Source organism: Pseudoduganella sp. UC29_106, from assembly GCF_044055365.1.
In the GTDB taxonomy this organism is placed as follows: domain Bacteria; phylum Pseudomonadota; class Gammaproteobacteria; order Burkholderiales; family Burkholderiaceae_D; genus Rugamonas.
On the sequence record NZ_CP171977.1, the window covers coordinates 3743616 to 3755778 of the forward strand.

Genomic DNA, 12163 nt, shown 5'->3' on the forward strand with positions numbered 1-12163 from the left:
CCGACAGGCGGAAGATGGTACACATGGATCCTGGCGCCGAAGACTATATCGACTCCCGCGACGGCGCCGTTGAGTGCGCGCCTGGGCATCTTCGCAGGACAACAAAGCCCATCTCGAGGCGATGGAAAAGTGGTTTGCCGCGTCCCAGGCGGAATTCATACGGGTCAACCGGAGCATCGAGCGCGAATGGACAATATTGAACGCGAAATGACATCGGTAAAAAGAACGGTGGTCATTTCCTGCATTACCGCCACGCTCAGCACAGTCTTCGGCGTCGCAGCGTTCAACGCCGCCCTGCTGTCAATCTGCAATCCGCATTCGAGTCTGGCCGGCTCGTTTCAGCCGTGCAGGCCGACATTCAACGCCAGGTCCGCGAAACCGACAGTGCGCTTAAAACCCTCGGGCGAGGGTCGAGGACACAAACAAGGCCGTGATTTCAATGCAAGGACAAATTGAAAACCTGAACGGACAGTTTGCGCCGCGGCCTCAGAAAAAATAGCCCTGCCGGGCGGCACCACCCTCTGCGCCCGATGTTTGCCGGTCGTTTATAATCGTGTACTTCAAAGAGCAGCATTACCGGCAAAGCATAAAAAATGACCATTTCCATCAAAACGCCCGAAGACATCGAAGGCATGCGCCTGGCAGGCCGCCTTGGGTCCGAGGTGCTCGATTACATCACCCCCTTCGTCAAGGCCGGCGTCACTACCGGCGAACTGGACCGGCTGTGCCATGAGTACATGGTCAATGTCCAGGGCACCATCCCGGCGCCGTTGAACTACTGCCCGCCGGGCTACACGCCCTACCCCAAAGCCATCTGCACTTCTGTCAACGACGTGATCTGCCACGGCATCCCGGGCGACAAGGTGCTGAGAACGGTGACGTGGTCAACCTGGACATCACCGTCATCACCAAGGACGGCTACCACGGCGACAACAGCCGCATGTTCTTCATCGGCGCCCCGTCCATCCTGGCCAAGCGCCTGTCCGACGTGACCTATGAGTGCATGTGGCTGGGCATCGAGCAGGTGAAGCCGGGCGCCACCCTGGGCGACATCGGCCACGCCATCCAGGTGCACGCCGAAAAAGCCGGCTACAGCGTGGTGCGCGAATTCTGCGGCCACGGTATCGGCAAGGGCTTCCATGAAGAGCCGCAAATCCTCCACTACGGCAAGCCGGGGCACCGGTCCAAAGCTGGAAGCGGGCATGATCTTCACCATTGAGCCGATGATCAACGCCGGCCGCCGCGAAATCAAGGAAATGCCGGACGGCTGGACCATCAAGACCAAGGACCGCAGCCTGTCCGCCCAATGGGAGCACACCGTGCTGGTCACCGAAACGGGCTATGAAGTACTGACCCTGTCGGCCGGCAGCCCGCCGCCGCCGGCTTTCGTCACCGAAAAAGCAGCAGCTTAATTCCCCATTACGCGCATGCCCCACGCCTCGATGAAGAAGGACCTTCGGGAATCGCTGAAGACACGGCTGAAGGCCGACCGCCAGCGCATCATTGCCACCTTCCACGAAGACGGCAAGCCCGAAAAGCTCTTGCGCTGCCTGCGCCAGAGCGTAGACGACGTGCTGATCTCGGCGTGGGAAAACGCCGACCTGCCTCCGCAATCCTCGCTGGTGGCGGTGGGCGGCTACGGCCGCGGCGAACTGTTCCCGTATTCGGACGTCGACGTGCTGATCCTGCTGCATCAAGCGCCGGACCAGCAAACCCGCGCCCGGCTGGAGGAATTCGTCCAGCTGCTGTGGGACCTGGGCCTGGACGTCGGCCACAGCATCCGCACCGTGGACGAATGCATCACCGAATCGAAGGCCGACATCACGGTGCAAACCAGCCTGCTGGAAGCGCGCCTCATCACCGGCAATATGGTCCTCTTCGGCCAGCTGGAGGAAGCCTACGACAAGGCAATGGATCCGCGCGCCTTCTTCGAGGCCAAGACCATCGAGATGCGCCAGCGCCACGCCAAGTACGAGGACACGCCTTTCAGCCTGGAGCCCAACGTCAAGGAAAGCCCGGGCGGCCTGCGCGACCTGCATGTGATCCTGTGGCTGGCCAAGGCGGCCGGCCTGGCCAATTCCTGGCGCACCCTGGCCGTGCGCGGCCTGATCACCCAGACCGAGGCGCGCCAGCTGATGGAAAAGGAACGCGCCTTCAAGGACATCCGCGTGCGCCTGCACCTGGTGGCCGGCCGCCGCGAAGACCGCCTGGTGTTCGACGTGCAGACCGCCGTCGCCGAAACCCTGGGACTGAAGGCGACCGGCAGCGGCGTCCACATGCGCCGCGCCAGCGAATACCTGATGCAGCGCTATTACTGGGCCGCAAAGACGGTGGTGCAGCTGAACACCATCCTGCTGCAGAACATCGAAGGCCAGCTGTTCCCGCACGACGAAGAACCGGCGCCGATCAACGCCCGCTTCTGCGAAGTGAATGGCTTCATCGACATGAATGCGGACGACACCTTCATCCGCACGCCGTCCGCCATCATGGAAATCTTCGTGCTGCTGTGCGAGCGCCCTGCCCTGAAAGGCATGACGGCGCGCACCATGCGCGCCCTGTGGCATGAGCGCTTCAAGATCGACGCCGCCTTCCGCGCCGATCCCGTGAACAAGGCTTACTTCCTGCGCATCCTGCAAGCGCCCCAAGGCATCATCCACAATATGCGGCGCATGAACGAGCTGTCCATCCTGGGCCGCTACCTGCCAAGCTTCCGCAAGATCGTGGGCCAGATGCAGCACGACCTGTTCCACGTCTACACGGTGGACCAGCACATCATGATGGTGCTGCGGAATATGCGCCGCTTCACGATGACGGAGCATGCCCACGAATATCCCTTCTGCTCGCAGCTGATGGCGAACTACCCGCAGCACTGGCTGCTGTATGTCGCGGCACTGTTCCACGACATCGCCAAGGGCCGCGGCGGCGACCACTCCAAGCTGGGCGTGGGCGACGTAACCCAGTTCTGCCAGGAGCATGGCATGAGCGCCGAGGAGACCGAACTGGTCGCCTTCCTCGTCGAGCACCACCTGACCATGTCCCAGGTGGCGCAGAAGCAGGACCTCTCCGATCCGGACGTGATCAAGGCCTTCGCCACCACCGTGCGCGACGAGCGCCACCTGACCGGCCTCTACCTGCTGACTGTGTCCGATATCCGCGGCACCAGCCCCAAGGTGTGGAACGCCTGGAAGGCCAAGCTGCTGGAAGACCTGTACAAGATGACCCTGCGCGTGCTGGGCGGCGAGCCGCATTCCGCCGACCGCGAGCTGAAGAACCGCCAGCAGGAAGCGCTGGCCACGCTGCGCCTGTATGGCCTGCCGCCGGACGCCCACGAGGCGCTGTGGAAGCAGCTCGACATGGCCTACTTCCTGCGCCACGACGCCAGCGACATCGCCTGGCAGACGCGCGCCCTGTGGGACCGCCTGAACAGCGAACAGCCCGTGGTCAAGTGCCGCCTGGCGCCGATCGGCGAAGGCTTGCAGATCGCCGTCTATATCAAGGACCAGCCCGACCTGTTCGCCCGCATCTGCTCCTACTTCGACCGCAAGAACTTCAGCATCCTGGATGCGAAGATCCATACGACGAAGCACGGCTATGCGCTGGATACCTTCCTGGTCACCGAGCAGAGTTTCGCCAAGAGCTACCGCGACATCATCAGCCTGATCGAGCACGAGCTGTGCGAGCTGCTGCAGTCGCAGGCGCCGCTGCAGGCGCCGACCAAGGGACGCCTGTCGCGCCTGTCGCGCACCTTCCCGATGCAACCCATCGTGGACCTGCGTCCGGACGAAAAAGGCCAGTACTACCTGCTGTCGGTGGCGGCCAACGACCGCACCGGCCTGCTGTATTCGATCGCGACGGTGCTCACCAAATACAAGATCAACCTGCACACCGCAAAAATCATGACGCTGGGCGAGCGCGTGGAAGACGTGTTCATCATCGATGGCGCTCCGCTGGCCAATACGCGTGTGCAGCTGCAACTCGAAACCGAATTACTGGAAGCTTTGAAAGTCTGATGTCTGAAGAATTGTTACGCCTGTCCAAGCGCATGTCCGAACTGGGCCTGTGCTCCCGCCGTGAGGCCGATGAATGGATTGCCAAGGGCTGGGTGCGCGTGGACGGCCAGGTCGTGTCCGAACTGGGAGTGAAGGTCTACCCCAGCCAGAAAATCACCGTGGAGCGCCAGGCCGCAGCCGAGCAGTCCAAGCGCGTGACCATCCTGATCAACAAGCCGGTCGGCTATGTCAGCGGTCAGGCGGAGGACGGCTACAAGCCCGCCGTGGTGCTGGTGACGCCGGAAAACCACTGGGAAGAGGACACCTCGACCGAAATCTTCCACCCCAAGCAGCTGCGCAGCCTGGTGCCGGCCGGCCGCCTGGACATCGACTCCGTCGGCCTGCTGGTGCTGACCCAGGATGGCCGCGTGGCCAAGCAGCTGATCGGCGAAGATACGAATGTGGACAAGGAATACCTCGTCCGCGTGCAGTACACCAAACCCGGCACGCTGCCGGACGAATCGCTGAAAAAGCTGAACCACGGGCTGTGGATGGATGGTAAACCGCTGCTGCCGGCGAAAGTCCGCTGGCAAAATGATGATCAGTTGAGCTTTACCCTGCGCGAAGGCAAGAAGCGCCAGATCCGCCGCATGTGCGAAATGGTGGGCCTGAAGGTGATCGGCCTGAAGCGTGTACGAATTGGCAAGGTTAAGCTGGGGGAACTACCACAAGGAAAGTGGCGTTACCTTCTCCCAACAGAACGCTTTTAAGTAGTGCAATTTACAACAAGAATATAGATTTTTCTTGCTGCAGGGCAAACACTGGCCGAGTAAACACGGTAAAGTACGCGCATGAATAAACCTATGCCTATCGACACCCGCAAAGGTCCGCCCCGTATCGAGGAGGCTGTCGAGCCGATGCTGGGCAATGCCCAGCCGCACGACATCGTCGATCCCGAAGCAATCGCCGACGCCCTGAGCCAGCTGGCCGAGCGCGGCGATGCTGTATCCGTCTATCCGGAGTCGACGCGCGAGGTGGTGATGGCCCGTATCCTGTCCGTCGATCCGGAACTGCCCCATTTCGTCATCCAGCTGAATGAGGGCGGCGAGCTGCCGCCCGGCGAGTGCACTTTCGTCTGCTGGCTGAATAATGCCAAATTCCAGTTCCGCCTGAACGACCCGCACTGGAACGCCCTGCCCGAACACCCCACGCTGATTCCGGCCCAGTTTCCAGAGCGCGCCCAGGTGCTGAACCGCCGTTCCGCGCCGCGCCTGGAAACACCGCTCGGCACCTATTACACGGCGTCATTCGTCCTGAACGGCAAGCCTTTCGAGCTCCAGCTCTACGATTTTTCCGTCGGCGGCGTGGGCATGCGTTGCGCACCGCGCGAGGCCCAGGGCCTGCATGTGGGACGCAGGCTGCAGCGTGTGCGCCTTGAGTTGGGCCAGGACACCGTGGTCATCTGCGACCTGGATATCCGCCTGGTGCGCCAGTACCGCTCCTTCCTGCTGGGCGAACAGGTGCAGATCGGCTGCCAGTTCCAGAACATGCCCGCCAATACCCAGGAACAGCTGCGCAAGGCGCTGGACCAGTTGAACGCCACGCGCATCACGCGCTAAGCGCCGCCCGGCGCGTGCTGCGCCAGCGGCAGGCGCACGGCCACCAGCAGGCCGGCGCCGCCATCCACCGAATCCAGGACGATTTCCCCGCCGTACTGCACGGCCACCGCGCGTGCGATCGCCAGTCCAAGACCGCTGCCGCTCTGCGTCTGGCGCGGATCGCGGAAGAAGCGGTCGAACACCCGCTCCCTCAGCTCCGGCGCGATGCCCGGCCCCTGATCGGCGATGCGCAGCACGGCGCCGCTTCCCTCGCGCCGCAAGTCCACATGCACGGCGCCCTGGTCGCGACTGTACTTGATGGCGTTATCCAGCAGATTATCGACCAGCGACACCAGGCTTTCCTTGTGGCCGGCCACAGTCAGCCCGCTGTCGCCACTCAGCTCAAGTTCGACGCCGCGTGCATCGGCAATGCCGGACAGCGCCGCCATGCGCTCCTGCACCAGCCCATCGAAGGATAGCGCCTCTTCCATCTCACCGGCCGTGGCGTCGCTGCGCATCAGCCGCAGCAACTGGCTCACCAGCCGGGTGGCGCGCGTAGCGCTGCTGATGATGCCGTCCAACAGCTGCTGCTGGCGCGGATCGGCGGCCTGCCGCTGCAGCGCTTCCACGTTGACCCGCATGGCGGCCAGCGGCGTACGCAGTTCGTGCGCCGCGTCCGCGATGAAGGCGCGCTCACGCTCCGCGCTTTCGCTCACGCGCAGCAGCAAAGCATTGATGGTCTTCAGCATGCCTTTCAGCTCGCGCTGGCGGTCGTGCAGCACCAGCGGCGTCAGGTTGTTCGGCCCGCGCGTGCCCAGTTCCGCCATGGCGCGGCTCCACGGCCCCTGTGCGACCCGTGCCGCCACCCCAGGCCGGCAGGATGAGGAACGGCAGGCTGACCAGCAGCGGCAGGAGCAGCGTGCCGCGCGAGCCCAGTGTCAGGAAGATATTCATGCCGTCGGCCGGCACGATCATGGTCACCCGCACGCCGGAACGGGGCGATTCCAGCGCGCGGGTGCGCCAGCGCCGCCCGTCCACATTCCGGGTTTCGATGCGGTCCAGGCTTTCGGCAGCCACACCGGCCGGCGCACCCTGCGAGCGGTACAGGGCCTGCCCGGCGCGCTCGACAACCAGCGTCGGACCCAGCGCCGGATCGGCCTCCGTGCCGGTCGCAGTGCGCATGGCGCGCTCCATGGCGGCCATCGTCGCGTGCATCTTCTCCGGTTGCCCCTCCAGATTCTCCGCCGCCGAGAACATGGCCTCATAGAGGGCGTTTTGCCGCAGGGTGGTTACGTCCTTGCTTGCGTCGTACACCAGGAAGACCACCAGCAGCAGCCAAAGAAGGCAGAGCACAGCCATCTGGGCCAGCATCGATCGCCGCATCATGCTTGGCTCGGCCACAGCGGCCCACATTCGGCGGATCATCTGGACGGCTCCTTCTGGTCGATCACGTAGCCTACGCCGCGCACCGTGCGCACATAGCCCTCGCCGATCTTGCGGCGCAGGTTGGCCATGTGCACGTCCAGCGAATTGCTGGCGATGGCTTGCGAGCCGGGAAGCGCCTGTTCTTCCAGGCTGCGGCGCGTCACGACCCGGTCGGCGCGCATCAACAGGGTTTTCAGCAGCTCGTACTCGCTGGCGGTCAGGTCCACGGGCTTGCCGTGCACCGTCACGCGCCGCGTGGGCACGTGCAGCACGATGCCGCGCAGTTCCAGCGTTTCGCCGTCGAAGCCATAACTGCGGCGGGCCAGTGCCCGCACCCGGGACAGCAGCTCGGCCAGCTCGAATGGCTTGACCAGGTAATCGTCCGCGCCCGTGTCGAGGCCGCGCAGGCGGTCGTTCAGCGCGTCGCGCGCACTCAGGATCAGCACCGGCAGCGACTGCCGTTCGCGGCGCAGGCGGGCCAGCAGCTGCAAGCCATCGCCGTCGGGCAGGTTCAGGTCCAGCAGCACCAGGTCGCAGCCGCCCGTCAGCAGGTGGGCTTCGGCATCGGTGAGCTGGCGCACCCAGACCACGTCCATGCCCTGGTCGCTCAGGGCAATGCGCACGCCGTTCCCCAGATCCAGATCGTCTTCTATCAACAGGATTTTCATGGGCTCTATTTAACCACCCTTGCCTGAAGATCAGCTAAAGACCGGCCTTCATCCAATCTTCATCAAGGGATCAGATTTCCTTCATCCAGCCTGACGATACTTGCGGCTCCAACAACTCTTTAGTACCTGATCATGAAATACGCACTGCTTTCCCTGCTGCTGGCCGCTGGAGCGGCTTCCGCTGCCGACGATAACTTACTCACCCTGGGTGGCGGGGTGGCCGCCGTGGCCCGCTACTCCGGTTCGGACGAACTGCAGGCCGCCCCCATCATCGCCATCGACTACCAGATGGCCAACGGCTTCTACGCCAGCACCATGCGCGGCCTGGGCTATGGCCGGCAATTCGGCAAGCTCAGTGTGAACGCCGCCATCGGCTACCGCGGCGAGCGCACGGACAAGGAGGAAACCACCTTCGGCGCCCGCCGCGGCAGCGATAAGCTGAAAGGCATGGGCGTGGTGAAGGGCAGCGCCACCGGCCTGCTGGGCGCCGGCTACAGCATTGTCGATGGGCTGGTCTTGAGCGGCCAGGTGGAAATGCCGCTGTCCCACCGCGAAAACGGCCGCAGCGGCGGCATTGCGCTGACCGGCACCCTGATCGAAGACAAGACCGACCAGGTAACCATCAGCCTGGGAGCAAATTTCTCGGACCGCAAATACGCCCAGACCTATTATGGCGTGTCCGCTACTCAAGCCGCGCGTACCGCGTTCAAGCAGTTCACGCCCAAGGCGGGCATGCATGAAGCCACGTTCAATATGAGCTGGCGCCACAAGCTGGACGAGCGCTGGTCCGTGACCGCCATGGCGGGTTTCAGCACCCTGGTGCGCGATGCGGCCAAAAGCCCGATCACCCCGCGCGACCATTCGCCGACCGCCGCGGTGTATGCCAGTTACAGCTATTGAGCGCTATATCACATCCAGCGGCGTCGCGCGGCGTGGTGGCGGGAAGGACTTGTCCAAGGTGGCAAAGTCTTCCTGCCGCAGCGTGATCGCCATCGCGCCCGCGTTTTCCTTCACATGCTCCTCGCTGGCCGCCTTCGGGATCGGCACCACTATGGGATCGCGCATCAGCCAGGCGAGCGCGATCTGGGCCGGCGTGGCCTTGTGGTGCGCGGCCACCGCCAGCAGCGCCGGATCGTTTCAGCAGCGCGCGCTGCTCGTTGCGGTCCGATTCCAGCGGCGAATAGGCCATCAGCGGGATATCGCGCTCGCGGCACCAAGGCAGCAAATCCCATTCGATGCCGCGCCGGCGCAGGTTGTACAGCACCTGGTTCGCAGCCATCTCGTCGCCGCCGCGCAGCTGCGCCGCATCGCGCATATCGTGCGCATCGAAATTACTGACGCCGAATTCGCGGATCTTGCCGGCCTTTTTCAGCTCCAGGAAACCCGACAGGGTATCCTGCAGCGGGTGCGATCCCTGCCAGTGCAGCAGGTACAGGTCAATGTGGTCGACCTTCATCCGCTGCAAGCTGCGCTCGCAGGCCGCGATCACCCCCTTGCGGCTGGCGTTCTGCGGCAGCACCTTGCTGACCAGGTAAATCTCGCTGCGCCGTCCGGCAATCGCTTCGCCGACCACGCGCTCCGAACCGCCATCGGCATACATTTCTGCGGTGTCGATCACCGTCATGCCCAGATCCGCCCCCAGCTGCAGCGCCCTCACCTCCTGCGCCTTGTTCGCGGGAACTTCGCCCATATTCCATGTGCCCTGCCCCAGTACCGAATTCATCATCCGCTCCCGTTTCAAAGGCCGAAGGCCCGGATACTTAGTGTATAGGTAAATGCGAAAAGAAAGTCCATGAACAGCACCAGCAAGGGGATGGACAGCGTGGCCGCTACCTTGCGCGGCAGGACTGCCGGCAGGCGCCCCATCATGAACTCGAAGGCGGCCGACAGCAGCATGATTGCCAGCAGCGAGGGCCAGTACAGCAGCCCGGCGACCAATCCCTGTTCCAGCGCGTTGCCGCCGATCTGGCCCTTCAGCACCATGGCCGGCGCTACATAAGTGAAGGGCACAGCGCCGAGCAGCATGATGATCTTGAAGATGAGGAAGTGCTTCGCCTCGGGCGGCTTGGTGCGGAACACATTGCCGAAGAAGAAGCGGAAACCGTCCGCCCGGCGCGTCAGCGCGAAATAGGAAAGGCCGATGAAGAAAGGCAGCAGCGCGCAGCCGAACAGCACCAGCATGGACGATGGCGGCAGGTACACCGCTTCGGCCAGGATGCGCAGCTTGGGCACTTCGCCCATGGCCGCCACACGCAGCACCACCAGCATCTGCGCGGCCAGCAGGCTGGCCACGCAGAACTTGAGGATGAAGCCCACGCGGGGAATCAGCATCAGCGCCTCGGACACCATGATGAACACGATGGTGGCCAGCAGCAGGCGCAGGGGGAACGCGGCCAGGAGCCCGAAGGCTTCAGCCGCGCTGCGGAAGATGTCGAGGGCGCTCATGGGCCCTCCCCGCTCAGGCCTCGATGGCGCGGGCCGAATTGGCCGACCAGCGGTACAGGCCCACCACCACGGCAGCGCCGACGGCAATGGCGATCAGCATGCCGGCAGCCTCGCTGAGGTTATTGGCAATGGCCAGCGGCTCGCCTTTGTTGGTCAGCACGATCAGGCCGGCCAGCGCCACATTGAACAGGCTTTCGCCCACGATGAAGCCGGACATGATCAGCACACCGAGGCGCGAAGCCGCTTCGCCGTGCTTCTTGCCGTGCATGGCCTTCTCGAAGAAGTAGCCGGCTACGGCGCCCACCACCACCGGCGCCGTCACGGCCGACGGCAGGTAGATCGCCAGGCCCACGCCCAGCGGGGGCAGGCTGTATTTCTTGTTGCTGACCGTCTTCAGCAGGAAATCGATGGCCACCAGGCCCAGGCCGATCAGGGCGCCATAACCGATCAGGTGCCACTGCAGGTCGCCGCCTACCACCCCCTTGGCCAGCGTGGAAATCAGCGTGGCCTGCGGCGCAGCCAGCGGCTGGTCCGAAATCGCATTCACGTTTGGCGCGCCGGCAAAACCGTTCGCATGATTCAGCAGTTCCAGCACTTGCGGCACCACGCAGGAACCGGCAAACACGCCGATGATCAGCGCGACCTGCTGCTTCCACGGCGTTGCGCCCACCAGCTGGCCGGTCTTCAGGTCCTGCAGGTTGTCGTTACCGATCACGGCCACCGCCAGCACGACGGTAGTGACGAACAGCGCGTACGCGATCAGGGCGTTCGCAGTGTCCGGCCCCATCACGTGGCGGCCCACCATGCCTACGGTGGTTGCGGCACCGAGGATGGTCAGGATAGCCAGGCCGGAAACCGGCGAATTGGAAGAACCGATCAGGCCCGCCATATAGCCGCAGACGGCGGCAGCCAGCAGGCCCGCTATCAGCACGTAGCCGATACCGACGGCCACCAGCGGCGTAGAGATGGAACCGAGAGGGCCGCCTTCCAGGAAGGAGGCCAGCAGCCAGCCCGCAGGCACCATGGAAACCAGGGTCACCAGGCCGACAACGAAGAGCGGCAAGTCCTGGTCTTCGCGCGGCACTTCGGCGCCGCCATGCCTGGCGCGCTTCGAAGCTTCCAGCGCCGACTTCAGGCCGCCCACCACCGGCTTGACCAGTGTAGCCAGCGTGACGATGGCGGCAGCGCCGATGGTGCCCGCGCCGATCATGCGCACATCGGTGCGCCAGATCTTGGTCGCGAACGCGCCCACTTCAGCGCCGGCCGGCATGCCGGCCCAGTTGGTCAGCAGCGGCACCAGCACGCCCCAGGCGATGACCAGGCCCACCAGCATGGCGATGCCGACGGTGATGCCCATCAGGTGGCCGGCGCCGACCAGGGCCAGCGAGCTGGAAGCACCGATGCCGGTGGCGCCATTGCCGACTCGGACAAAGGCCGCCACTTCCGCTGCAATCAGCTTGGCGGCGGCGAGGAATGCGAACAATGCGGAAGCGACCGAGCCCCAGATCACGGCCCACAGGCCAGCCTTGCCTTCCTGGGCGCCGGAGCGCGTTGCGGTGCCGACCTTCAGCACTTCCGCAGCGGCCACCCCTTCAGGATAGGGCAGGTCCGATTGGGAAACGAGGGCGCGGCGCAGCGGCATGGTGTACATCACGCCCAGCACGCCGCCCACGGCGCAGGCGCCGAAGGTAGGCCAGAACGGGATCTTGGACCACCAGCCGATCATCAGCAGGCCTGGCAGCACGAAGATCACCGAGGCCAGCGTGCCCGCTGCCGATGCGATGGTCTGGACGATATTGTTTTCCTGGATCGTCGCATCCTTGAATGCGCTCAGCAGGGCCATGGAAATCACGGCGGCGGGAATGGAAGTAGCGAAAGTGAGACCGACTTTCAGGCCGAGGTAGACCTGGGCGGCAGTGAAGACCAGTGTGATCAGCACGCCAAGCACGATGCCACGGACAGTAAATTCCACCGGGTTGTTGCGGTTTGTTTTGTCCATATTAGTTCTTGGGTAATTAAACTTGCACGGATATTACGC

The 12163-nt window shown here is 63.9% G+C and carries 12 protein-coding genes and 2 pseudogenes; 7 read left to right on the forward strand and 7 right to left on the reverse strand.

The genetic code is table 11. The features are described 5' to 3' along the window. The first annotated feature begins 186 nt into the window (after positions 1–186). Positions 187–456 carry a hypothetical protein gene (locus ACHMW6_RS18860; protein WP_395398888.1) on the forward strand — a complete coding sequence of 90 codons (270 nt, stop codon included), beginning with the start codon at positions 187–189 and terminating at the stop codon, positions 454–456. Positions 457–560: 104 nt separating this feature from the next. Here ACHMW6_RS18860 and ACHMW6_RS18865 read toward each other — a convergent pair whose 3' ends face one another. Then, positions 561–731 carry a hypothetical protein gene (locus ACHMW6_RS18865; protein WP_395408794.1) on the reverse strand — a complete coding sequence of 57 codons (171 nt, stop codon included), beginning with the start codon at positions 729–731 and terminating at the stop codon, positions 561–563. Here ACHMW6_RS18865 and map point away from each other — a divergent pair. The 5 genes and pseudogenes from map (at position 663) to ACHMW6_RS18890 (ending at position 5608) form a co-directional block, all read left to right on the forward strand. Continuing rightward, positions 663–1219 (forward strand): annotated as a pseudogene (gene map / locus ACHMW6_RS18870) (type I methionyl aminopeptidase). The gene ACHMW6_RS18865 and the pseudogene map overlap by 69 nt on opposite strands. Then, positions 1203–1412, forward strand: coding sequence for a hypothetical protein (locus tag ACHMW6_RS18875; RefSeq protein ID WP_395398890.1), 210 nt, complete (start codon positions 1203–1205; stop codon positions 1410–1412). The pseudogene map and the gene ACHMW6_RS18875 overlap by 17 nt, the downstream one beginning before the upstream one ends. 30 nt (positions 1413–1442) lie before the next feature. Next, positions 1443–4010: a [protein-PII] uridylyltransferase gene (locus ACHMW6_RS18880; protein WP_395398892.1), complete on the forward strand. Its 2568-nt coding sequence runs from the start codon at positions 1443–1445 to the stop codon at positions 4008–4010. Then, positions 4010–4759 carry a pseudouridine synthase gene (locus ACHMW6_RS18885; RefSeq protein WP_395398894.1) on the forward strand — a complete coding sequence of 250 codons (750 nt, stop codon included), beginning with the start codon at positions 4010–4012 and terminating at the stop codon, positions 4757–4759. Before ACHMW6_RS18880 ends, ACHMW6_RS18885 begins: the two co-directional genes overlap by 1 nt. A gap of 93 nt (positions 4760–4852) precedes the next feature. After that, positions 4853–5608 (forward strand): flagellar brake protein, encoded by a 756-nt coding sequence (locus tag ACHMW6_RS18890; protein WP_395398896.1) that lies wholly within the window; start codon positions 4853–4855, stop codon positions 5606–5608. On the opposite strand, the gene ACHMW6_RS18895 is transcribed toward ACHMW6_RS18890, so the two are convergent. From ACHMW6_RS18895 to ACHMW6_RS18905, 3 genes are read right to left on the reverse strand one after another with little or no spacing between them, the layout of a single operon-like run. Beyond that, positions 5605–6336 carry a sensor histidine kinase gene (locus tag ACHMW6_RS18895; protein WP_395408652.1) on the reverse strand — a complete coding sequence of 244 codons (732 nt, stop codon included), beginning with the start codon at positions 6334–6336 and terminating at the stop codon, positions 5605–5607. The two genes, ACHMW6_RS18890 and ACHMW6_RS18895, sit on opposite strands and share 4 nt — an antisense overlap. After that, positions 6281–7012, reverse strand: a complete 732-nt coding sequence (locus ACHMW6_RS18900; RefSeq protein ID WP_395398898.1) for a hypothetical protein — start codon at positions 7010–7012, stop codon at positions 6281–6283. The genes ACHMW6_RS18895 and ACHMW6_RS18900 overlap by 56 nt, the downstream gene beginning before the upstream one ends. Continuing rightward, on the reverse strand, positions 7009–7680 hold the full coding sequence (locus tag ACHMW6_RS18905; RefSeq protein WP_395398900.1) for a response regulator: 672 nt from the start codon (positions 7678–7680) through the stop codon (positions 7009–7011). The genes ACHMW6_RS18900 and ACHMW6_RS18905 overlap by 4 nt, the downstream gene beginning before the upstream one ends. A gap of 132 nt (positions 7681–7812) precedes the next feature. Here ACHMW6_RS18905 and ACHMW6_RS18910 point away from each other — a divergent pair, with 132 nt between their 5' ends. Beyond that, the gene (locus ACHMW6_RS18910) at positions 7813–8580 is read left to right on the forward strand and encodes a MipA/OmpV family protein (RefSeq protein WP_395398902.1); all 768 of its coding nucleotides are present in this window, start codon (positions 7813–7815) and stop codon (positions 8578–8580) included. 3 nt (positions 8581–8583) lie between these two features. Here ACHMW6_RS18910 and ACHMW6_RS18915 read toward each other — a convergent pair. From ACHMW6_RS18915 to ACHMW6_RS18925, 3 genes and pseudogenes are all read right to left on the reverse strand, one after another. Then, positions 8584–9406: pseudogene (locus ACHMW6_RS18915) on the reverse strand (aldo/keto reductase). Positions 9407–9417: 11 nt separating this feature from the next. Then, on the reverse strand, positions 9418–10125 hold the full coding sequence (locus tag ACHMW6_RS18920; RefSeq protein ID WP_395398904.1) for a hypothetical protein: 708 nt from the start codon (positions 10123–10125) through the stop codon (positions 9418–9420). 13 nt (positions 10126–10138) lie between these two features. Next, positions 10139–12124 carry an OPT family oligopeptide transporter gene (locus ACHMW6_RS18925; protein WP_395398906.1) on the reverse strand — a complete coding sequence of 662 codons (1986 nt, stop codon included), beginning with the start codon at positions 12122–12124 and terminating at the stop codon, positions 10139–10141. Positions 12125–12163 lie beyond the last annotated feature (39 nt).

What these genes read in the sequence shown, in the direction of transcription:
- ACHMW6_RS18880 (WP_395398892.1), top strand. Translation starts at nt 1,443, where the DNA reads ATGAAGAAGGACCTTCGGGAATCGCTGAAGACACGGCTGAAGGCCGAC.
- ACHMW6_RS18920 (WP_395398904.1), bottom strand. Translation starts at nt 10,125, where the DNA reads ATGAGCGCCCTCGACATCTTCCGCAGCGCGGCTGAAGCCTTCGGGCTC.
- ACHMW6_RS18905 (WP_395398900.1), bottom strand. Translation starts at nt 7,680, where the DNA reads ATGAAAATCCTGTTGATAGAAGACGATCTGGATCTGGGGAACGGCGTG.
- ACHMW6_RS18860 (WP_395398888.1), top strand. Translation starts at nt 187, where the DNA reads ATGGACAATATTGAACGCGAAATGACATCGGTAAAAAGAACGGTGGTC.
- ACHMW6_RS18875 (WP_395398890.1), top strand. Translation starts at nt 1,203, where the DNA reads ATGATCTTCACCATTGAGCCGATGATCAACGCCGGCCGCCGCGAAATC.
- ACHMW6_RS18865 (WP_395408794.1), bottom strand. Translation starts at nt 731, where the DNA reads ATGGCACAGCCGGTCCAGTTCGCCGGTAGTGACGCCGGCCTTGACGAA.
- ACHMW6_RS18895 (WP_395408652.1), bottom strand. Translation starts at nt 6,336, where the DNA reads ATGCTGAAGACCATCAATGCTTTGCTGCTGCGCGTGAGCGAAAGCGCG.
- ACHMW6_RS18900 (WP_395398898.1), bottom strand. Translation starts at nt 7,012, where the DNA reads ATGATCCGCCGAATGTGGGCCGCTGTGGCCGAGCCAAGCATGATGCGG.
- ACHMW6_RS18925 (WP_395398906.1), bottom strand. Translation starts at nt 12,124, where the DNA reads ATGGACAAAACAAACCGCAACAACCCGGTGGAATTTACTGTCCGTGGC.
- ACHMW6_RS18910 (WP_395398902.1), top strand. Translation starts at nt 7,813, where the DNA reads ATGAAATACGCACTGCTTTCCCTGCTGCTGGCCGCTGGAGCGGCTTCC.
- ACHMW6_RS18885 (WP_395398894.1), top strand. Translation starts at nt 4,010, where the DNA reads ATGTCTGAAGAATTGTTACGCCTGTCCAAGCGCATGTCCGAACTGGGC.
- ACHMW6_RS18890 (WP_395398896.1), top strand. Translation starts at nt 4,853, where the DNA reads ATGCCTATCGACACCCGCAAAGGTCCGCCCCGTATCGAGGAGGCTGTC.